17 protein-coding genes and 2 pseudogenes are annotated in these 20,601 nt (G+C 70.6%); 6 read left to right on the top strand and 13 right to left on the bottom strand.

The annotated features are described in order from the left end of the window. The first annotated feature begins 248 nt into the window (after positions 1-248). The gene (locus tag ABZ919_RS15785; RefSeq protein WP_361247686.1) at positions 249-1,019 is read left to right on the top strand and encodes a hypothetical protein; all 771 of its coding nucleotides are present in this window, start codon (positions 249-251) and stop codon (positions 1,017-1,019) included. Positions 1,020-1,091: 72 nt separating this feature from the next. Beyond that, positions 1,092-1,373: a hypothetical protein gene (locus ABZ919_RS15780; protein WP_361247684.1), complete on the top strand. Its 282-nt coding sequence runs from the start codon at positions 1,092-1,094 to the stop codon at positions 1,371-1,373. 128 nt (positions 1,374-1,501) lie between these two features. Here the strand turns inward: ABZ919_RS15780 and ABZ919_RS15775 are convergent, their stop codons facing one another. The 7 genes from ABZ919_RS15775 to ABZ919_RS15745 form a co-directional block, all read right to left on the bottom strand. Then, positions 1,502-2,605: a glycosyltransferase family 4 protein gene (locus ABZ919_RS15775; RefSeq protein WP_361247682.1), complete on the bottom strand. Its 1,104-nt coding sequence runs from the start codon at positions 2,603-2,605 to the stop codon at positions 1,502-1,504. Next, positions 2,595-3,290: a sugar transferase gene (locus tag ABZ919_RS15770; protein WP_361247680.1), complete on the bottom strand. Its 696-nt coding sequence runs from the start codon at positions 3,288-3,290 to the stop codon at positions 2,595-2,597. Before ABZ919_RS15770 ends, ABZ919_RS15775 begins: the two co-directional genes overlap by 11 nt. 538 nt (positions 3,291-3,828) lie before the next feature. After that, positions 3,829-4,497, bottom strand: a complete 669-nt coding sequence (locus ABZ919_RS15765; RefSeq protein WP_361247678.1) for a lipopolysaccharide biosynthesis protein — start codon at positions 4,495-4,497, stop codon at positions 3,829-3,831. Between the two features lie 54 nt (positions 4,498-4,551). Continuing rightward, positions 4,552-6,219 (bottom strand): lipid II flippase MurJ, encoded by a 1,668-nt coding sequence (locus tag ABZ919_RS15760; RefSeq protein WP_361247676.1) that lies wholly within the window; start codon positions 6,217-6,219, stop codon positions 4,552-4,554. Further along, on the bottom strand, positions 6,216-7,556 hold the full coding sequence (locus tag ABZ919_RS15755; protein ID WP_361247675.1) for an O-antigen ligase family protein: 1,341 nt from the start codon (positions 7,554-7,556) through the stop codon (positions 6,216-6,218). Before ABZ919_RS15755 ends, ABZ919_RS15760 begins: the two co-directional genes overlap by 4 nt. A 757-nt stretch (positions 7,557-8,313) precedes the next feature. Continuing rightward, a complete protein-coding gene (locus ABZ919_RS15750) occupies positions 8,314-9,273 on the bottom strand; it encodes a D-2-hydroxyacid dehydrogenase family protein (protein WP_361247673.1) in 960 nt (319 codons plus the stop codon). 184 nt (positions 9,274-9,457) lie between these two features. Beyond that, positions 9,458-11,668, bottom strand: a complete 2,211-nt coding sequence (locus ABZ919_RS15745) for a putative Ig domain-containing protein (protein ID WP_361247671.1) — start codon at positions 11,666-11,668, stop codon at positions 9,458-9,460. Positions 11,669-12,349: 681 nt separating this feature from the next. On the opposite strand from ABZ919_RS15745, the gene ABZ919_RS15740 reads away from it, so the two are divergent. Beyond that, on the top strand, positions 12,350-13,009 hold the full coding sequence (locus tag ABZ919_RS15740) for an NAD(P)H-dependent oxidoreductase (protein WP_361247669.1): 660 nt from the start codon (positions 12,350-12,352) through the stop codon (positions 13,007-13,009). Between the two features lie 74 nt (positions 13,010-13,083). Here ABZ919_RS15740 and ABZ919_RS15735 read toward each other — a convergent pair whose 3' ends face one another. Together ABZ919_RS15735 and ABZ919_RS15730 are read right to left on the bottom strand one after the other, a co-directional pair. Beyond that, positions 13,084-13,461: an STAS domain-containing protein gene (locus ABZ919_RS15735; RefSeq protein ID WP_361247667.1), complete on the bottom strand. Its 378-nt coding sequence runs from the start codon at positions 13,459-13,461 to the stop codon at positions 13,084-13,086. Positions 13,462-13,642: 181 nt separating this feature from the next. Next, positions 13,643-13,877, bottom strand: a pseudogene (locus ABZ919_RS15730) (methyltransferase domain-containing protein); the annotation flags it as partial. A 408-nt stretch (positions 13,878-14,285) separates the two neighbouring features. Between ABZ919_RS15730 and ABZ919_RS15725 the strand changes: the two are divergent. Beyond that, positions 14,286-15,380 (top strand): MerR family transcriptional regulator, encoded by a 1,095-nt coding sequence (locus ABZ919_RS15725; RefSeq protein WP_361247665.1) that lies wholly within the window; start codon positions 14,286-14,288, stop codon positions 15,378-15,380. Between the two features lie 170 nt (positions 15,381-15,550). On the opposite strand, the gene ABZ919_RS15720 is transcribed toward ABZ919_RS15725, so the two are convergent. Then, positions 15,551-16,969, bottom strand: coding sequence for a hypothetical protein (locus ABZ919_RS15720; protein WP_361247664.1), 1,419 nt, complete (start codon positions 16,967-16,969; stop codon positions 15,551-15,553). A 308-nt stretch (positions 16,970-17,277) separates the two neighbouring features. Here ABZ919_RS15720 and ABZ919_RS15715 point away from each other — a divergent pair. After that, positions 17,278-17,450, top strand: a pseudogene (locus tag ABZ919_RS15715) (IS256 family transposase); the annotation flags it as partial. Between the two features lie 325 nt (positions 17,451-17,775). On the opposite strand, the gene ABZ919_RS15710 reads toward ABZ919_RS15715, so the two are convergent. From ABZ919_RS15710 to ABZ919_RS15700, 3 genes are all read right to left on the bottom strand, one after another. Further along, positions 17,776-17,943, bottom strand: a complete 168-nt coding sequence (locus ABZ919_RS15710; protein WP_361247662.1) for a zinc-binding dehydrogenase — start codon at positions 17,941-17,943, stop codon at positions 17,776-17,778. Between the two features lie 40 nt (positions 17,944-17,983). Next, positions 17,984-18,250 (bottom strand): hypothetical protein, encoded by a 267-nt coding sequence (locus ABZ919_RS15705; protein ID WP_361247660.1) that lies wholly within the window; start codon positions 18,248-18,250, stop codon positions 17,984-17,986. A 258-nt stretch (positions 18,251-18,508) separates the two neighbouring features. Beyond that, the gene (locus ABZ919_RS15700; RefSeq protein ID WP_361247658.1) at positions 18,509-19,084 is read right to left on the bottom strand and encodes a CGNR zinc finger domain-containing protein; all 576 of its coding nucleotides are present in this window, start codon (positions 19,082-19,084) and stop codon (positions 18,509-18,511) included. 81 nt (positions 19,085-19,165) lie between these two features. On the opposite strand from ABZ919_RS15700, the gene ABZ919_RS15695 reads away from it, so the two are divergent. Further along, a complete protein-coding gene (locus tag ABZ919_RS15695; RefSeq protein WP_361247656.1) occupies positions 19,166-20,338 on the top strand; it encodes an epoxide hydrolase family protein in 1,173 nt (390 codons plus the stop codon). Positions 20,339-20,601 lie beyond the last annotated feature (263 nt).

Genomic DNA, 20,601 nt, shown 5'->3' with positions numbered 1-20,601 from the left:
CAAATGGGTGACGCGCTTTCGGCGGCCGTGACCGGGGCGGGGGAAAGTTCGTTGCCAGCTGAGAGAGGGCAGCGATCATGGATCACGGGAGGGGCAAGGGAATTCGCTGCCGGCTCCGGCGTAAGTCCGCGTGCCGCCCATTGAGTCAGCCCTGAAACGGCGCAGTACGAACATCGCACCGGGCGCACGCGAGACCGCACCGAATACAACGGATTTCCCTGTTCAGGTATTGAAGGGCCGAGGGTTCCATGCGCAAGCTTCACAAGGCCGCTCTCGTCGCAGCAGCGGCCGGCGGTCTGTCCGCCATCGGCGGCGGCGTCAGCCAGGCCGCCGACTATCCCGCGGGGTACAGCGGTGCCGCTCCAGCGTCGGCTCCCGATTACCCCGCACCGCAGTACGCGGCGCCGCAGTACCCGCCGCCGCAGTACTCGGCTCCCCAGTACCCGCCGCCGCAGTACGCCGCGCCCCAGTACGCCGCGCCGCAGTACCCGGCTCCCCAGTACGCCGCGCCGCAGTACGCGCCGTCCCAGCCGAGCGGGCCGCAGGCCACGGCGGCAGCCCATTCGACGGGCGTCGCGCAGGTTTCCGCCCCGCAGCCGTACGCCCAGCCGGTGATGCAGGCTCCGCCGTCGCCGCCGCAGCAGCCGACCGGCTACGCCACCGCCTCGGCCACGTCGAACGGCCTCGCGCAGGCTTCCAACTCGCCGTACGCGTCCCAGCAGGCCGCCCCGCAGCAGGCCGCGCCCCAGCAGTCGGCGCCGCAGGTCATGCCGCAGGTCAGCCCGCAGTCGGCGCCGCAGGTGATGCCGCAGGTCGCCCCGCAGGTCGCCGTACCCCAGACCTTCGCCCCGGAGGCTCCGCCGCGGGTCGCCCCGCAGGTCAACCCCCAGGTGAACCCCCAGGTGAACCCCCTCGTCAACCCGCTGGTCGCGCCGGGCGAACCGCAGGTGGCCCCGCTCGGCCTCGGGCAGGTCGCGGCGCCTCCCGTCGGTCAGCTCGGCCTGCCCCGCATCGGCTGATCGCGCGCCGCGATTCCCGCCGTCCCCCCCGATCTGCTGCAGATCGCATCCAGCTCGACCAACGGAGAAGTAATGCGCACGTTCCACAAGGCCGTTCTCGTCGGCGCCGCCGTCCTCGGCGGCGTCGGCTCCCTCGGCATCAACACCGCCTTCGCACACGGCGACCGGGGCCACGACGACTTCGACGTCACGCAGGGCATCGAGTGCCGCTCACACGACATGAACATCGATGTGCTCGGCAGCGTCGGCGCCGTCAACGGCCTGGCAGGCAACCTGCTGAACGGCGAAGGCGCCCCGGGTGCGCAGCAGAGCCACCTCGGTTCGGACATGGGGTGCAACAGCCGGGCACTCTGACCGCCCGCGGCGCACGCAGGTGAAGCCGGGCCCTCCCCACGTGGTCATGGGGAGGGCCCGGCTTTTTGCTGCCTGTCGTCGTGGCGTCGTCCGGTGCGCCGTCCGTCCGGTGGCGCCGTCGGCATCCGTCATTGGCCGTACGCGTACCGCAGTATCACGCGCTGCCGCTCCGGGGTGTTCTCGGCGAACAGCCGGGCCAGCCTCCGGCCGGACTTCTCGCCCGGACCGTGCGTCAGCACGGCGACGGCCGCCGCCGCCAGATCCCGCGGTGTGCCGACCAGACCGGGCAGGCCCAGGGACTCCAGGGCCGGGATGCGCCGCGCCACCACCGGCCGGCCCAGCCCCACCGCCTCCAGGAGCGTCATCGGCGCTCCCTCCCACAGCGCGGTGTGCGCGTAGACGTCCACCTGGCCGAGCAGCCGCTGCAGGGAGCTGTGGTCCAGCCATCCGGTGACCGTCACACCGGCCCGCTCCAGCCGGTCACGGTGCACGGAATCCCCACCGCCGAGCCAGAACCAGTTGCTCGACGGCATCAGCCGCCGCCCTTCGGCCGCCGCCTCCGCGAAGAAGGCGGGGTCCTTCTGCGCGCACAGCCTGCCGACGGCGGCGACGGTCCGCGGCGGCAGGCCGGTGCCTTCGCCGGTGCGTGCCTGGGACTGTGGCCCCGGCCGCGGCGTGTCGGCCGCCGCCTCCTGACGGGGCACGAGGTTGGGCACGTGGACGGCCCGCTGGCGCTTGCGCAGCGAGCGGGCGAGTTCGACCTCACGGGGGCTGACACCCGCCACGGTGCCCGTACGCCGGGACAGCACACGCTCGACCGCCTGCACCGCTGCCGCCGCGTACCGCGCGAGGTCGCCGCGCTCCATCGCGTAGCAGTGCGGGGTGTAGACGATGCGGTCCGTCGGTACGGCGGGGGCGAGGCGCACATAGCCTCCCGCCAGCGAGGAGTGGGCGTGGACCACGTCCGGTCGCACCTCTCGGAACAGCCGTCCCACGGCGCGGACGCGTGCGAGGTGGCCGGGCGGCAGGCGCCACACGCCCTCGAAGAGCGCATCCGTGTCGGCGACCTGGCAGCCGACGCGCTCGGACATCAGCAGCAGGTGACGCACCTCCGGAACGGATCGCACATAGTCGCGGACCGCCGTCTGCACCCCGCCGCCCCAGGCTTCCGCGACATGGAGAACGGCGGGCCGCCCGTCGTCCCGCGCCGCGCCGCCCGGATCACCGCGCATTGCTGGTTCTGAGGACGGCGGGCAGGGTGCGCAGGAGGATCAGCAGGTCCAGCTGCAGGCTCCAGTGGTCGACGTACCGCAGGTCGAGCCGGATCGCCTCCTCCGCCGTGGTGCTCGAGCGGCCCGAAACCTGCCAGAGCCCCGTCATGCCCGGCTTGACGGACAGGCGTCTGGCCCGGTGCTCCGGATGCAGCAGCTGGTTCTCGGGGCGCACGTTGGGGCGCGGTCCCACCAGCGACATGTCGCCCCGCAGCACGTTGATCAGCTGGGGGAGTTCGTCCAGAGAGGACTTGCGCAGGAATCGGCCGACCGGCGTGATGCGCGGATCGTGCCGTGGTTTGGTGCAGATCGACATCACGCTGCCGTCGGCCAGCAGCAGGTCCGCCAGATCGACGGTCGCATTGTGGTACATGGTGCGGAACTTCAGCACGGTGAACGATCGTTGCCCCACGCCGTCCCGGGCCTGCCGGTAGATGACGGGCCCCGCACTGCTGACGGCCACCGTGAGAGCGATGAGGGCCATCAAAGGCAGAAAGACGATCAGCAGAAGCGCGGAGAGCACGACGTCGAGCGTGCGCTTGGCGCGGGCGCCGGCACGGCCGGCGCGTGTGTCGCCGATGAGCGGAGGCGGTGACGTCACCGCCGAGGCCTCGGCCCCGCCCAGCGCCTGAGCTACTCCTACCAAAGGACTACTCCTCCCGAATTAGAAGCAAATAATGTGACAGGTGCATCAGAAATGTAGGAGCGGCCGACGCCGCGGATCGGCTGCGACATACCGTGGCCCGTTCCGTCGCCGGGGCAAGAACACCCGTACGACGCATCGCGGGCCACCCTCGGCCCTGATGTCCTTGCGAACGCCGGGAGTTCGGGCCGCTCGGACCCGGCAGGCTCCTGCCGGTGCCCTGGACTCAGCCGACGGGCCGTCCCGGCTCACGCCCGACGGGCCCGTCACGTCGGCGCCGGTCCCCGCAGCGGCGGCCGACCAGCCCGTCACGTCCGGGCAGGTCCCTTCCCGGAGCTGCCGCCCGGTGACGGCGCCCGCTCGTGCGCGGTACGGCGGCAGCGCAGCATGCTCAGGACCCGGTGCTCACCGGACGCCAGGCGTGACCCTGGAACGGGCCGCCGACGGGTACGCCCGGTGCAGCAGCGCCCACTCCTCGCTCAGCCGGCGAACACGCGCTCGCCGGTGCGGACATCCAGCGACAGCCTGCCGCCGGACACGCTCATCCCAACTGTTCCTGTACCTCGTCGGCGTGGGCCGGAGCCGGCACCGACGCCCCGGCCGTACCGTCGTACGCCGTGCGCCGCGGCCGGACCAGCAGCGCCAGGCCGCCCAGCAGGCCGCCGGCGGCGGCACCCACGAGCGTGGTCAGGCTGCGGGACGCGGACGACGGCCGGGTGGGCTTCAGGGCGGGGGAGAGACGGACGAGCCTGACGCCGGTGTCCCGGACGGCGCGGTCGGCGTACGCGGTCAGCGAACCCGTCACCGTGTTGGCGATGTCGGCGGCGAGTCCGGCGTGCGGGGAGGTCGCCGAGATGGAGACCATCGGCGCGTCGGGGGAGGTCGCGGACCGCACGCTCTTGCGCAGTGACGCGACGGGAACACCCGCCCGCAGCTCCGCGTCCCCGAGCACGGCGGGCTGCGTGACCAGGCGGCCGTACGCCTGCGCGAAGCCCAGTGCCGCCCGGGAGTCGACGAGCTGCTGCCTGTCCGGTACGGCCATGACGTAGCTGGTGGCGGTGTACTGCGGTGTCTGCACGGTGCCGTAGGCACCTCCGGCCACGGCGCCGAGCAGCGCGCCGGCCGGCAGCAGCAGCTGCGCGGGCAGCCGCTTGACGCGGGCGGGTGCCTTGCCGGGCAGTCCAGCGGATCGTGGGACGGTGTCGGTCATCAGGGGCTCACTTCCGGGTCGGATCGCAGAGGACTTCCGTGTGGTTCTGGCCGGTCAGGGGCGGGACTCCGGTCCCGGGCGGCGGGCGCGGAACGCCGCGGAACGGATCAGGGACCGTGCTCCCGCGGTGTCGAGGACCCAGCACAGCAGCAGGAAGACGGCGGCCGTGCCCGCACCGCCCACGGCGACGGACGCCAGGGGCGCGGTGAACGGCCGTGCGCAGACGAACCCGGCTCCCGTCGCGCACCCGGCCGCCGCCAGCGGCCCGGCGAGTTGGGTGACGACGTGGCGGACGGACACGGGCACGCTGTGCGAGCCCAGACCGCGCAGCAGGATCAGCGCGGCGAGGGTGATTCCGGCCGCGTTGCCCGCGGCGATGCCGCAGGCGCCCCAGTGCGGCGCGCTCCAGGCGTCGATGCCGGCGGTGGCGGCCATGCCCACGGCCATCGCACCGACCGGGTACCAGGTGGCGCGCCCCGCCGAGAAGTACGACCGCAGGAGCGCGCCCACCAGCGTGTGGCCGAGCAGCCCGACCGTGTACACACGCAGGATGGCGGCGGTCGCCCCGGTGTCCTTGGCGGTGAACGCGCCGCGCTGGAAGAGGAGATGGACGATCTGCGGCGCACAGGCCACGATCGCGGCGGCGCCCAGCAGCGCGATGCAGGACACCAGCACCAGGTCCCGCTCGATGCGTTCCCGGGCCCGCCGCATGTCGCCCTGGGCGATGGCCTGGGCCACCAGCGGGTAGGTCACGACGGCCAGGGTCAGCGCCAGCACCATCGGGTACTGCCCGACCTTCTGGGCGTAGGTGAGGTGCGAGATGGCGCCGCTGGGCAGCGCGGACGCGAAGTAGCGCTCGACGAGCACCTGTGAGTGGCGGCACAGCGAGAACAGCAGCACCGCGGCCACCAGGGAGAACGTCAGCGGCCGGCCGCCCTCGGCGGCGTTCCCGGAGGCGGGCCGGCGGGGCCCGACGGCGAGTGTGCGCCGCAGGGCGAGAGCCTGCACGGTGGCCATGGCGCATCCGCCGAGCGCGACCCCGAGTGCGGCCGACCGCACTCCCCAGCGCCCCCCGAGGACGGCCATCGTGGCGATGACGGCGCTGTTGGAGGCGAGGGAGATCGTCGCGGGGGCGAGGTAGGAACGGTGTGCGCGCAGTGCCGCGCTGCAGTACCCGGCCAGCCCGAAGGTCAGCACACAGGTCGCGGTCATGCGGGTGCAGTCGACGGCGAGGGAGGGATCGGGCAGGCCGGGTGCGAGGACGGAGACCAGCAGCGGCGCCCCGGCGACGAACACCGCGGCCAGCGCGGCGAGGCCGAGGCCGAGCCGGGGCAGCGAGGAGGCGATCAGTGTCCGCACCGGGTCCGGTGACAGGACGCCGCGCGCCCGCCGGGCCAGCGCCACGGTGAAAACGGGGACCAGCACGATCACCGTCCCGTCCTCGTTCAGCAGCGTTCCGGCCAGCTCGGGCAGCGTCCAGGCCACCAGCAGCGCGTCGGTCTTCCCGCTCGCCCCGAAGAAGTGGGCCAGGAACTGGTCCCTGACGAGTCCGAGCACCGCCCCGGCGATGGACAGCGCGGTGGTGAGCAGCGTCGCCCTGGCCAGGAAGCGGCCCGAGGGCGCCGACATGGGCTCCGTTTCCGCGCCGGGCGGCGTGACCTCGGTCGGCGTCGAGGTCGGGTCCCGTACGTCACCGGGAAGCGGCGTCGGCGCGGGCTTCATCGCGGGCCCGCTTCCGACGGCGTGGCCGTCCCGGCGTGAGCGCCGAAGCCCACTGCGCACCAGGCCGCCAGCCCGAACTCAACGGCGACGAGCACCGTGATGGCGCCGCCGGTGTCCGCGTACAGGAAGTCCACGAGGTGCCACAGCAGCAGGCCGCACGCGATGAGCGCGCAGTCCCGGCCGTGCCGTGCCCCGCGTGTGCGCAGCAGTCCGCCCAGCGCGCACACCAGCAGGGCCAGCCAGCTGCCCACCACCGTCACCATGCCGAGCAGGCCCTGTTCGCTGAGGACCTCCAGGTACATGTCGTGCGGCGACAGGAAGGGTTCGCGGTAGTAGCCGTGGCCCGCACCACCGGTGTCGGAGGCCGAGTTCACCGAGAGCGGGGCATGGCCGTCCCGGTATTCCGGGAACCCCCGCAGCCCCACGCCCGTCACCGGCCTGTCCCGCCACATGTCGACCGCGGCCGCCCACAGCGAGTAACGGTCGAGGACCGACTGGTCGGGAGCGTCGGCGACCTGCGTGATGCTGTCCAGGCGCTGCTGCAGCATGGTCGTGCCCACGCCGAACCCGCCCACCAGCACCACGGCCGCCGCGACCGCCGCCGCGAACGCCTTGACCGCTCGCCGCACCCCGGCCAGCAACAGCTGTGCTCCGCAGGTCGCGGCCGTGGCGATCCAGGAACCCCGGCTGAAGGACACCGTGAGGGGGAGGAGCAGCGCGAGCGCGACCACCGTCGCCGCGATCCGCTGCCGCCGTGTAGGTGCCCCGAGCGCGAGACCGGTGGCGGCCACGACACCGGACGCGACGACGGTGGCCATCCCCATCACCTCGGTCGGCCCGAACGTGCCCACGGCCCGGACGAACGTACCGGCGTACAGGGCGCCCGTGCCGGTCAGGTACTGGTGCACCCCGATCGCGCCCTCCCACACCGCGAGGGCGATCAGCGACCAGGCCACCAGCCGCACGTCGCGCCGGTCGCGCAGCAGCACCAGAATCGCCACCGGCACCAGTACGAAGATCTGCAGGTAGCGGATGAGTCCCACGAGGCCGTCGCCCGCATGGGGCGCGCCCGTCGCCGCGACGGCGACGCCGATCACGGGCAGCCCGAACACGACGGCGGCCGTCCGCGTCAGCGGACGCCGGGCCTGGCGCACGGTGCGTACGACGGCCCAGAGGACCACCAGCCCGGAGGCCGCGTCGGCGGGCGTGACACGGCCGTCCGACAGAGGCGGCAGCCCGATCAGGGCGATCAGCACCAGGACGGGCAGCACGGGAGCGGCCCGGCGCAGAGCCGGCTGGAACGCCCACGAAGACGCGGTGGCGAACGTCGTGCCCATCGGCACTCAGCCCCGCGCCGGCCGTGCGGAGAGCAAGCGGTGCGTTTCCGTCGTCATGTGGTGTTCTCCCTGCACTCCGTCGGGCGTGCGGATACGTACGGATGCCGATAGGAATGTTCGCCGCTGAAATCCCGGCTCATCGAAGGACGCGCATGTACGTGCCCGCGCGGAAGGTGCGGGACTGGGTGGTGGAGGTCCTTTTGGCCCTGACGCACTCGGACGCGCGCAGCTTCAGCGTGGTGACCACCGCGGTTTCCGGCTGTGCGCCGGACGGAGTGAGGCTTTCTTGAGCGGTCCCGTCGCCGGCACCGCTCTCGCCGGCCGCCTCGGACGGCCGGCTTCCGCCACCGGGAACCCCTTTTCGGGTGCGGGAGGGAAGGGGTCCTTCATGAGGACGTCCGCGGGGAAAGGAGGCATTTCCGCGGCACGCCGACAGCCCTGTTCCGGCCACCATCGGCGCCACGATGCGGCTCGTCGTCCTCATGCACCGGACCTCCTCCGCCTTGCCGCCGCCCCGGCCGAATGGCCGCACGTTCTTGGGCGGCGATCAGGGGCAGTAGATCACGTCAGGTGGGAAAGCAGCCGTTACATCCGATTTTGAACGCAAAGTGTCGAATCAATGGGAATTTCATACTTTACGACGGCGGTTCACGCGGTCTTCCGACGGCACCCGGACAGCGCCGTACCCACCCCACGGACACCGGGGGAGGGTACGGCGCTCCGCTGCCTGCGCCCGCAGGGCGGGCCTCGCCTGGGCTCAGCCCAGCAGCCGCACCGGGGATCCGGCCAGATAGGCCTGGATGTCCTCCACCGCCTGGCGGTAGTACGTCGTGTAGTTGGCGTGGGAGACGTAACCGAGGTGGGGTGTGGCCAGGAGGCGCGGGGCGGTGCGCATCGGGTGGCCGGCGGGCAGCGGCTCGACGTCGAAGACGTCCACGCCCGCACCCGCGATCCGGCCCTCGTGCAGCGCGGCCAGCAGGGCGTCCTGGTCGACGACGGTCGCGCGGGAGGTGTTGATCAGGTAGGCGGTCGGCTTCATCAGGGCGAGCTCGGCGGCGCCGACGAGTCCCCGGGTGCTCTCGCGGCCGGGGACGTGAACGGAGACGAAGTCGCTGGTCGCGAGCAACTCCTCCTTCGGGGCGGCCAGTTCCGCTCCCGCCTCCCCGGCCCGCTCCTTGGTGAGGTTCGGTGTCCAGGCGCTGACCCGCATGCCGAAGGCGAGCCCGACCCGGGCCACCCGGCCGCCGATCCGGCCGAACCCGAGCAGGCCCAGCCGACGGCCGTGCAGATCGGCGCCCACGGTGGACTGCCAGGGGCCGTCGGTGCGCAGCGCGGTGCTCTCCTCGACGATCCCACGGGCCAGACCGAGCAGCAGCGCCCACGTCAGCTCGACCGGCGGAGTGCCCGAGCTCTCCGTACCGCACACGGTGACGCCCCGGGCCTCGGCCGCGGCGTAGTCGATGACGGAGTTGCGCATGCCGGAGGCGATGAGCAGCCTCAGCCGGGGCAGGCGGGCGATCAAGGAACCGGGGAAGGCGACGCGTTCGCGCAGCGTGACCACGATGTCGAAGCCGGCGAGCGCCGAGGCGAGGGCGTCCTCGCCGTCCAGGTGCTCCCGCAGCGTGACGACCTCCACCTCGTCCCCGATCACCGACCAGTCGGCCAACTCGGTGGCCACGCCCTGGAAGTCGTCCAGCACCGCACAGCGAAGTCGCACGTCGTCTCTCCTCACGAGCACCTGTCACCTCTCATGGACAGGGACAAGTGTCATCGCTCGCTCGGAGGACCGACGACCCGGCTCCTGCTGCCCGTGGCTGTGGGCAGCAGGAGCCGGGCGGCCCAGTGAGCTGGGCAGACCGCGATGGCGAGGCGTACGCCGCGGTGACGGCCGGCCGGCGGGGTCAGCTGAGTGTCAGAGCGGTGTCGTCGACGACGAACGAGGTCTGGAGGGAACGGTCCTCGCTGCCGGTGAAGCTGAGGGTGACGGTCTGTCCGGCGAAGGACGAGAGGTCGAAGGCCTTCTGGCTGTAGCCGGTGGCGGCGTTGAGGTTGGAGTAGGTGGCCACAGTGGTGCCGCTCGCCTTGACGGAGAGTGTGTCGTAGGCGGTGGAGCTCGTGGTCTCGGCGGTGTCGATGTGCAGGTAGAGGCTGAGCGTGGCCTTGCAGCCGGCGGGGATGGTGACGGACTGCGAGAGGGTGTCGGTGTGGGTGGTGCCGTAGCCGTCGAGCCATGCGTTCCACGTGCCGCTGTGCGGGGGCTCGCCCTGTGAGCCGTACTGTCCGATGACGCCCGAGCCGGCGGACCACACGGTGTTGCCGGACTCGAAGCCCGGGTTGCCGAGCTTCTGGCCGGTGCCGGTGCAGGTTCCGCCGCCGGCTGGGTTGACCGTCCAGGTGAAGGCGGTGGCGCCGGAGGCGCTCGTGTCGTCGGTGGCGGTGACGGTCACGTGGTACGTGCCGGCGGTGGTGGGCGTGCCAGTGACCAGGCCGGTGCCGGAGGCGAGGGTCAGGCCGGGCGGCAGCCCGGTCGCGCCGTAGGTGAGCTTGGCGGACGAGGAGGAGTCGGCCGCCGTGATCTGCAGGCTCGCCGCGGTGCCGACGGTCCCGGTCTGGTCGCCGGGGTTGGTGACCGTGACGGTGTTGCCACCGGGCTGTCCGCTGCCGATCGGCAGGCCGCCGGCCGGTGCGTACATCGCCACGTCGAAGGTGCTGCCGCTGGGGGCGTGGGCGACGGGGATCACGGTGACGGCGTTGCCGCCGGACAGGACCGACGTCGATATGTAGTCGCCGAACATGCGGCCCTGCGTGGTGTTCGGCAGCCAGGCCAGCGTCATGGGACCGGCGAGCTGGGCCGGCGTCGTCCACGTGGCACCGCCGTCGGTGGAGGAGACGTAGCCCGCGTCGAGCCGGCAGGTGGTGTCCGTGCAGGAGGCGTTCGGGTAGTAGTAGTACGTCAGCGCGATGCGGGCGGTGCCGCCGGAGCTTCCGGGGTCCACGCCGATGCCGGGTACGAAGTGGTCGGCGGTGCCGGTGGCCGCGTCGATCGGCACGCGGGCCGGTGAGCTCCACGAGGTGCCGTTCGTCGAGGTCGACATGATGATGTCGTTGCTGGAGCAGTTGGTGCGGAAGCGGCAGTCGGACCAGACCACGTAGACCCGGCCGGAGGCGTCGATCTCCGCGGACGGCAGGGGGCCTTCGCGCAGGGTGTCCAGCCGTGACATGTCGGCGGCGTCGTCCTCCAGACCCGCGACCGGGTGGTGCGAGACCGTGGCGATCTGAACGCTGGCGCCCCAACTGGTCCCGCCGTCGGCGGAGATGAACGCCCGTTCGCTGTCCTCGCTGGCCGAGGAGAACGGGACGACGACGGTGCCGTTGGGCTGGACGACCGGCTGGCCGCCGAGCCCGCTGGGGCGGTCGGCGGGGCTCTGCTGCGCACCCCAGGTCGCGCCGCCGTCGGTCGAGGTCTTCATGTGCTCGGCGTCGCCTGCGTTGGCGTCGTCGTATTCGGTGTAGCAGCGGCCGTAGTAGGGGCTCAACGGGTGGTTGTCGCAGGCCGTCCAGTTCTTGTCGTCGAAGGTTCCGGTGGCGAGGGTGACCGGGGCGCCCCAGGTGTGGCCGCCGTCCGTGGAGCGGCTCAGGTCGACATCCACGCTGTTTCCGGAGCGGATGCCCAGCCAGGAGACCATCCACACACCGTCCTTGGCGTCGTAGGCCACGGAGGCGTCGCTTGCGGCGGTGTACGGTCCGCCGGTGTTCGTGGTGGAACCGGGCAGGAAGCCGTGCGTCCAGGTCTGGCCGTTGTCGGTGGAGGTCGCCCAGCCGATGTTGGACGCTCCGCCGCCGGAGACCCGGCCGACCTGGAATGCGGCGACGACGGTGCTGCCGAAGCTGTAGGTGTCCGGCTCGACTTCGGTGGCGTGCTGGGCCTGCGAGTCGGCGTAGGGGTCGCTGCTGACCTGGGTGAACGTGGGAGCGATGGCGTGCGGTGCCGCCGAGGCGGCGGGGGAGGGCGAGGGGGCGGCGAGGGCCGGGGTGGCGAACGCCGTCGCGGCGGTCAGTGCGCCGATGAGCAGGGAGATTCTTCCCCTTGACGGTCTTGCCGGTCTGGACATGCTTCTCCTGGCGGTATGGGTGCTGCTGACGACCGGACGGCGGGACTGGCACCGCCACCGCCGCCGGGTGAGGGCAGCAGGACCGGGGGATCGGGCACGGCGCCCCTGCGTCAGGCGGCGCCGGACATCTCGTGGGGGTCTTGCGACGGACTGGCGAATGCGGCAGCGTTGCCGGTCTGCACGTGACGCCGACGCCGCAACCTTGATCAGGTCGCGGGCGCACTCCGACTGGCGCGGCATACCCGTCGGTTGATCGCCCTGTCCTCACCGCCGGCCGGCGTCGCCGGCTTCGCTCTCGCCTCCGCGCCGCTCCGAGCCGTCGAGCTGATCCGGCACGCGCTGCGGGGACATGTGGTGACTGTGCGTATTCGGCCGGGTGTGAAGCGTGGCACTGAACATCCCTTCAGGCAGCCGGGGGGTGTCCGGCGGTGGGGGTGAAGGACGTTCGCGCGAGGTGCACGCGTGATTGCACACGGGAGTGTGGACCTGTACATGACACCATGCAAGGGGGCGGCGCCAAGTCGTTCGGCGGCCGCGCGGCGCCGGAGCGGGCCGAGTCACCGTCCTGACCGGCTCCGGCCTGTCGGTTCCCGCCCTGTCGCACGGTGTCCGCCGAGGAACCACACTGGTCGGTGGGGCGCCCTCTTCGGAGGGGCTTGCCTGCGACGGAAGGACGGACCCATGCCCACGGACACGCTTCCCGGCCCGCTGCGATTCCTGGTCTTCGGCGCAGCCCTGCGGGCCGATTCGACCAATGCGCGCCTCGCGTCCCTCGTGGCCCGGCTCCTCTCCGACACCGGTGCCACTGTCGACCTCGCCCACGTCCGCGAGTTCGACATGCCCTTGTACGACGGTGACGTGGAGGCCGGCGAAGGGCTGCCGCGCGGTGCACTCGCCCTGCGCGACCGGCTTGAGCGGAGCGACGCCTTCGTCATTTCCTCGCCGGAGTACAACGCCTCCGTGCCGGGAGTGCTGAAGAACGCGATCGACTGGGTCTCGCGTGTCCGGCCGCAGCCGTTCAAGACCAAGCACGCGCTGCTCGTCTCCGCCTCGCCGTCGCTGATCGGCGGGAACCGCGGGTTGTGGGCTCTGCGGATTCCCCTGGAACATCTGGGGACCCGCGTCTACCCGGACATGTTCAGCTTGGCCAACAGCTACCAGGCCTTCGCCGAAGACGGAACACTGGCCGACCCAGGACTGCAGCAACGTCTCACCGAGACTGTGGCGGGGTTCGTCAGCCTCGTCGAAGCGGACGTGCGCTACGTCTGCCTCGAACGCCGTTGGTACGAGTTCCTGGGCGACCGTACCGAGGCGGCCATCACCCAGCGGGCCGAGAAGTGACGCCGCAACGCCGCCAGTTCACATGGAGCGGACGGGCGGTGCCTCACGCGCGGGGTCCCCGCAACCGAGGTTCGCTACGACGCGGTCGCGTCCTCGACCGAGTCCCGGACAGCGAGCACGGAGTCGGCCCCGGTCAGTTCGAGCAGTCTCAGAAGCTGAGGCGCCGACTCGGCCACACGCAGCGCGGTCATGGTGTGGACGCGAATCAGCAGGTTCAAGAAGGTTGAATCCGCAAAGGTGAGCTGGGAGGCGTCCAGGACGACCTTGGAGTACTTCTCCGACGCGTCTTCCAGTGCCTCAACCAAGGGCGCGATGTTCTGCATGTCGTAGGCGCCGTGCGGGACGATCACCCACGCACCGTCCCACTCGTACTGGAGAACCCCAGCCGGCTGTGGAACCGGCCTTCTGACCTGCTCGTTCCGCTGTTCGCTGTCCCCGTCCGCTGGGCTCACGCTCCCAGTATGGCGGCCTGGCGGGACGACCTGAAGCCTCAGAAGGGCGGAGGCCGAGCTCTGCCGCGTCGAGGGCGACCGGGTCGCGGGCGCTCCGCCCACCGGCCTGAGGAAAGGCCGTCGCGGAGCCTGCCCACCGCGCTGCCCGGCCTCCGGCCCGACTCCGGAGTGGAAGCCGGCCGGCGAGAAGGCAGGCGAATTCAGGCAGGTAGTACGGGTGAGCCAGAACCGCTCACGCCGGCCTGTGGCACTGGCGTCGTACGTAACACCACCACACGACGGGCCACACGCCGCATCTCGCGCAGCCCGGCGACCGGGTCCGGCCAGTGATGAACGGTGCTGACCGCCATCGCGGCGTCGAAGGACTGGTCCTCGACCGGGAGGCTCTCCGCACTGGCGGCCACGCACGGCGCCGCGCGGCGCCAGGCTTGTGGTGCGGTGGTGGACGGAGGACCCGTCTCCTTGCCGCTCCCGCCCGGCGCCGTCGTTCCCGGTCCGTCCCGGCCCGCGGACCGGCTCGCAACGGGATCGATCCCGCAGTGATCGCGTCTGGTCACTACACCGGTGGGCCGAGCCGGGATTCGCCGGATGGGTTGAGCACTGGGCAGCCGGCAAGCCCTGGTTTGACGCTGCGTGACAGAGGCGCGAGCGGCCGGGCCGGACCCGGTGCTCCCCGGGCCGCGTGCTCGCAGTGGCGCACCCGCTCCACGGGGGCTCTGCCACGATGCGTTCGTGTCCGCCATCGTTGATGTCAGTCATGGTCGGGTTCCGGTTCCGGAACCGAGGTTGACCCTCGACCTTGTGCAGGGCTCAGAGTTCCAGGTGTGGAGAGCGAGATGCGCAGCATCGGTGAGATGGCCCGGGACAGCGGACTGGGCGTGAGCGCCCTGCGGTTCTACGACCGTACGGGTGTGCTGGTCCCAGCCTGGGTGGACCCGGTCAGTGGCTATCGCTGGTACAGCCCGGCCCAGCTCGAGGAGGCACGACTGCTGGCCCGGTTGCGCCGGGCCGGCATGCCGCTGGCGGACATCCGACTCGTCCTGGCCGGCTGGTCGAGTGCAGACAAAGACCTGGTGATGGAACTGCTGCGGGCGCACTTGCGCCGTCTCGAGCTGGAACTGTCCGATGCGCGCACTGAGTTCTCCACGCTCCAGGAACTGCTCGCACACAGGGAGAACACCTTGACTTCCCATGGAACCACCACCGTCCGGCTGACCGCCTCGGCTCCTGAGCTGGCGGCCGCATTGGACGCGGTCCGTTTCGCGACCAGCACCGATCCGGAGCTGCCGATGCTGGGCGGCGTCCTGTTCGACATCGAAGGGGCGGCGCTTCACGTCGTAGCCACCGACCGGTACCGGATGGCTGTCGCGCAAGCCGGTGCCACCGGGGGCGGCGGACCCGCTGTGCAGGTCATCGTGCCTGCCCCACTCGTCGACGCGATGCGGGCGTTGCTGAACGGCGGAGGACCTGTACGGCTCGCTGTGGAGGGTGACCGAGTGACACTGGAAGCGGAGGACGGTCAGGCGTCGGGCCGGCGCCTTGACCATGACTTCCCCGATTACCGTCGCCTCGTCCGCTTGCCGGCCGGGAACCGCGCCCTCGTCGATGCGACGGTTTTCCGGAAGGCGGTGGCAAGCGGTCCCGTCCGCACGGGCGAGGTGCGCCGTCAGGACGGTGCGTCCTGCGAGCTCAGCGTGTTGAAGGTGGCACACGACGGCACCGTGGTCGTCTGCGACGACGGTGACGACGACCCCGGTCAGGTAGCCGTCAACCGCGCGTTCCTGCTGGACGCGCTCGCTGCCGGAGACCGAGATCAACTGGTCCTCGAATTCGGCGACCCCACGGCGCCCATCGCGATTCGCCGGCCCGATGACGAGGAGACGTTCTCGATACTGATGCCGGTGCGTCTGGAACACTGACGGTCCTGACCGTCACCGGCTGCGGGGGCCGGCACGACGAAGTTGCCCCCGTGGGGCACACCCTCTGAAACGAATACTCCGCTGCTGTACCCCCCATCGCTGGGCGCCGGCCCGCCCGAGGGGAATCCCCGGGCGGGCCGCCGATGTGGTAGCGGGAGGTCTGGTGACCCTCAGCTCACGGTGTACGCGTTGTACACCGTGGTCGTCGAACTGTCGCCGTGGGTGTCGGTGACCGTCGAGCGCAGCCCGACGCGGCCGGAGCCCGGATTGTGGACGGCGATGGTCCAGTTGCCGCCGGACAGCTTCGCGGTGGTGGCGTGCCAGGTGGCACCGCCGTCGGTGGTGTACCAGGCACGCACGGACTTCACGCTGTCCGACAGCTGGCTCACTGTGCTGTCGCCCGTGCCGTTGCGCTGCATGCCGAGGACGACGGTCGTGGTCGACCCAGGGGCCGCCTGGTTCCTGGTGTTCAGGGCGTCGGGCCAGAACCGGGTGATGTAGTCCCGGATCTGGTCGTTCTTGCTGGGGTCCGCGTAGAAGTGCAGCGTGAGGCTGGAGGTGGTCGACAGTGAACCGGACGGCAGGCTGCGCCGGCCGACTTCACTGATGGTGTACCAGCCCGCGTCGGGGATCCGCGGATGCGCGTCGATGCCGTCCGAGTGGGCGTAGGTGTGCGAGTAGAGCGTCTTGCCCGCGTGGGTCAGCATCACGGTGCCGGTGGCAAGCGTCCCGCCGTCAGGGAGGGTCGGGTCGGCGAACGGGTTGATGGACCCGAAGTACAGCTGGTGGTACCAGGTGTTGGGCAGCCGCCCGCCGGGCCCCCAGACGGCGTGACCGAGGGTCAGCGAGGCCGTCTTGCCGGCGGCGTAGTTGTGGAACCCGTCGAAGACGAAGTCGTGGCTCTGCTGGCCCACCTGCCATTGGCCGGGTGGGAGGTGGGCGGTGAATGAGTTGGGCAGCTCCCGTTGGAACATGAGCGAGTTCGTGGACATCGGGCAGCTGTCGCCGCCCGTCGTCTGGTAGTTGAACGAGAACATGGCCTGTCCGCTGTCCGGGCCCGAACGGGCGGACACCTTGAGGGCGGTCAGCCCGGATCGCGTGAGCGTCGAGGACATCCCGGACGGCACGCCGCCCGTATGCGTGGCGGACGCCAGCCAGAAGTCCCCACCGGTCGCCGATTGCGGCTGGTACGTGGTGCCGTAGGACAGCTCGTACGCCTTGCTGCTCGTCGGGATGACGTACAGGTCACCCGCCGGCGCCGACGTGCCCATGTCGGCGGGGCCGTTGTCGGAGGTGCAGACGTACGCGCTGACCGTGTGGTCGTATCCGTTGCCGGGGTTCGGGCTGAGCGCGACATCGACCGGGCGGCCCTGCCGGGCGTCGAACGTGGTCTTCGTGGACCCGGAGACCGTCACACTGTGACCGCCGACGGTGGCACGCTCGTCTCCGGCATCGCCGAAGGACGTGACGAGCTCGTAGCTGCCGTCGGGCAGCGACGTCGCCTTGTTGCTCTCGATGACGCGGAAGTCGAACGTTTTCGGGTTGAAGACCTCCACTTGGGCGTAGACCGGTTTGCCACTCCGGTCCAACGTCGTGACGGTGAGTGACCCGGTGCCTGTGGCCGACGCCGTTGAGGCGCCGGCCAGGAGAAGTGACGCGAGTACGGTGACGACACTCGCGGCTGCTGTGGTTCGCCGCATCAAACCCCCCATAGGTACGCGACAAAAACGAGTCACCGTAGCGCACGGGGGACACGTCGCCATCACCGGCCTCCCACCGGTGAGCGCCGAGGCCGCTCCCCGGCTCGTACCGCGCACCTGCGCCGGCGCCGGCGCCAAGCATGAGCCGACCGTCGCACTGACGGCAGGTGAGTGGTTCTTCGCTCGGCACGGCGCGCACCGAGGGCGCTGGCAGCCGGTCCGGCGCCCTTGCGATGGTCTTCAAGCTCATCGAGCCCGCCGGAACCGCCGGGGGGCCGTGAACGCGCCCCACCTCGTCACCCTGGTACGCGTGGGAGCCCGTTTCGAATGCGGGCGCATTGTGGAACGTCCGCAGCCTTCGGCGGCGTGAACGCCTCGGTCGGTCACGTCCGTTGGCAGGCGGAGCTGTCACGTCCCTGCCGCCGTCCCGTTGTCAGTCCCCTCTGCTAGCTTGCCTGTCGGAGTGAGACCGGTCAGAGAACCTTCGAGGTCCGCGGTCAAGGGGGGTGGGCACAAAGGTCGCCGGGAGCCACCTCGGGACTATGGTGCAGGCCACAGAACCCACCCCCCTCATCACCTGCCGACACGAATTCCAAGTCTGTTGGCGGGGGCACCTGTATCCGCCGCCCCCTTGAGTGCGAAGCCCGCCACCCATCGAGGCGGACCACTGACCTGGTGGTTGGGGGCGCGCGCGATCACAGGCTGAGGAGCACACGGCCGAAGGGCCCGCCCTCGATGAGGTGGCGCTGTGCCTCGGCGGCCTGCTCAAGGGGGAAGACGCGGTCGACGAGTGGGGTGATCTCCTTACGGGCGACCAGGTCCAGGAGCTTGGCGTTGGCTTGTTCACCTGCTCCTGGGTGCACAGGGCGAACAGGAAGCCGTGCACATGGGCCGCCTTCCAGATCAGGTCCGTGACGTTGATGTCGGCCTGCATGCCGGCGGAGTAGCCGATGCTGATGAGGGTGCCCCCTGGACGAGCGCGCCCAGAGCCTCCCCGATGATCGGCCCGGCCATACCGTCGAGGACGACGTCGACGCCCTTGCCGTCGGTGAGCCGGGCGACTGTGTCGCGCAGCGATGCGCGGCTGAGGTCGATGACCTCGTATCCGGCCGTCCGGCTCTGCTCTGCCTTGGCCGTGGAGGTGGCGGTGGTGATGGTGAAGCGCTGCACCCAGATGCCGGGCGATCTCGACGCCGCCCTGACCCACCGCGCCGCCGCTTCCGGGGGCGAGTGCGGTCCCGCCCGGCTGGAAACCGGCCGGCCGGTGAGTGGAAAGTACAACCACCCATCGGTGGGCGCCCCCCGGCACGGCAACCAGGAGCGATCCTCCTCATTGCCCTGGGCATTGTTAGTGGTGCCGGCGGGGTGCACTCACCGCGACAGATCTGTCGCAGGCGTGGGGCCAACTTGGAGGTACCGAGGTGACGGTCACTGCGCCGATCCAGGGTTTGTCCGGTGGCTGGCGTTGAAGCGCGCCTTCTTCTGACGATTCCCGCACGTGTTCATGTCACACCATTTGCGCGTGCGGCTTTGACTGGTGTCGAAGAAGGCGGCTCGGCAGGTTGGTGATGCACACAAGGCCAATCTTCCGTCTCGTTCGCCTGCGATGATGCTGATCGCGTCGGCGGCGATCACGCTGAGGGCATCTTCCACGCAGGATGCCGAACCGAGCTGCCATCGCCGCTTACCCTCGGGCGTCAGGATGGCCGCGGCCCGACCCTGAGCGCTGCAGTCATTGATGACTTGGACAGCAGATGCAGGGAGAGCTTCCTGGATCGCGGCCGCTGTCGCGGCGGCGTGGATCGACTCCCTCAGTTCCCGAGCGAGGCCGAGCTGGGCAGCCGTGCAGGAGTCCACGGCGAGGCCGCTCACTGCCAGCCAGTCGACGAGTCGGTGCGGCGTGGGAATGCGCTCCACGGCGTTGCCGTGACGCTCCGACAGAGTTCCCGTGAAGCTGGTCGCCAGCACGTTGCCGAGGCGGAAGTCGGGGAATCCAGCACGCATGGAACCACCTTAGCCGGTTGCAGCGTGGTCGGAGAACTGCTAGAACCGCCTTAGCTGGTTCCGCGATGGCCAGGAGGTCTGATGCCCCCTCTACCCGGCGACGTGCAAGCATGTGAAGCCCACGCAACTGACGCTGACCTCGACGATCTGCGCGCGCGACTGGCCGCGGCGCGGCTACCGGAGGCCGAGACGGTCTGTCGCGCCGCGCCCGGCCCGCGCCGATGGGAACAGGGCGTTCCGCTGGCCGACCTCGTCGATGTCGTGAACTACTGGCGCACCGGGTACAAGTGGCGGTCATTCGAAGAGCGCCTCAACCGGATCGGCCAGTTCCGCACGACCATTGACGATCTGGGAATCCACTTCCTGCACCGTCGCTCCGCGCGCGCAGATGCCACTCCTCTGATCTTGACGCACGGCTGGCCGGACAGCATTGCTCGGTTCATCGATGTAGTGGACGAGCTGGCGGATCCGAAAGATGCGGACGCGCCGGCGTTCCACGTCGTGGTCCCGTCGCTGCCAGGCTTTGGTTACAGCGACAAGCCGGCCGCCACCGGGTGGGGAACCGAAAAGATCGCGGCCGCATGGGTGGAACTGATGGAAAGGCTCGGCTACAGCGAGTTCGCAGCCCATGGAGGCGACTGGGGAGGAAATATCACCACGGTGCTCGGCGGCAGGTTCCCGGCGCACGTTCTCGGCATCCACACGACGTTCGCGGAGGGACCGCCCGGGTTGACAGCGGACGGGCTGACGGCGGTCGAGCGCGAGTGGACCGAGGAAACCCGCGATTTCTGGCGCCACCGCGCGGCGTACGCGAAGCAGCAGGCGACCCGACCGCAGACCATCGGCTACTCGCTCGTCGACTCACCGGTCGGGCTTCTTGCCTGGATCCTCGACAAGTTCGCCGAGTGGTCAGACACCGAAGACAGCCCGTTCGAGACGATTTCCAGGGACCGCGTTCTTGATGACGTCACCCTGTATTGGCTGACGCGGACCGGCGCATCGGCGGCCCGCATTTACTACGAAAGCCACAACTCGCTGGACCCCGAACTTCGGGTCGACGTCCCGTCAGCAATCACCATGTACCCTCGCGACGTCGAGAAGTGTCCGCGCCCCTGGGCGCAGGAGCGGTACCGGCAGATCGTCCGATGGAAGGCGCCCGAAATCGGGGGCCATTTCCCGTCGCTGGAGGTTCCCGAGTACTTCGTCAAGGATCTGCAAGAGGGCCTCGCGGCAGTGCTGGCCGCCACCCGGTGAGCGCGGCTGGGTGCCGGCACTCGATCACCGCCTGATCCAGCTCAAGGCATTGCCCGACGGCTTCCGGAGCGAGCTCGTCGAGACGGCAGAACGTGGTCAGCAAGGGTGCGGCGAAGATGGCGTGAAGCATGTCGAGGTCTTTCGGATGCCGAGAAGATGCGGGCAGGCCTTGGGGGGCCGGCTCGGCATCTACGTGCCACTTCCGCGACAAGCTGTCGAGTGCTGGCGACGGCCCTACTCGTGCCGGCAGCGGTGCCGTCACT

It is taken from the genome of Streptomyces sp. NPDC046759 (assembly GCF_040645475.1).
Lineage (GTDB): Bacteria > Actinomycetota > Actinomycetes > Streptomycetales > Streptomycetaceae > Streptomyces.
The sequence above is the reverse complement of the archived record's forward strand: the minus strand, read 5'-3'. Positions and strand labels throughout refer to the sequence as shown.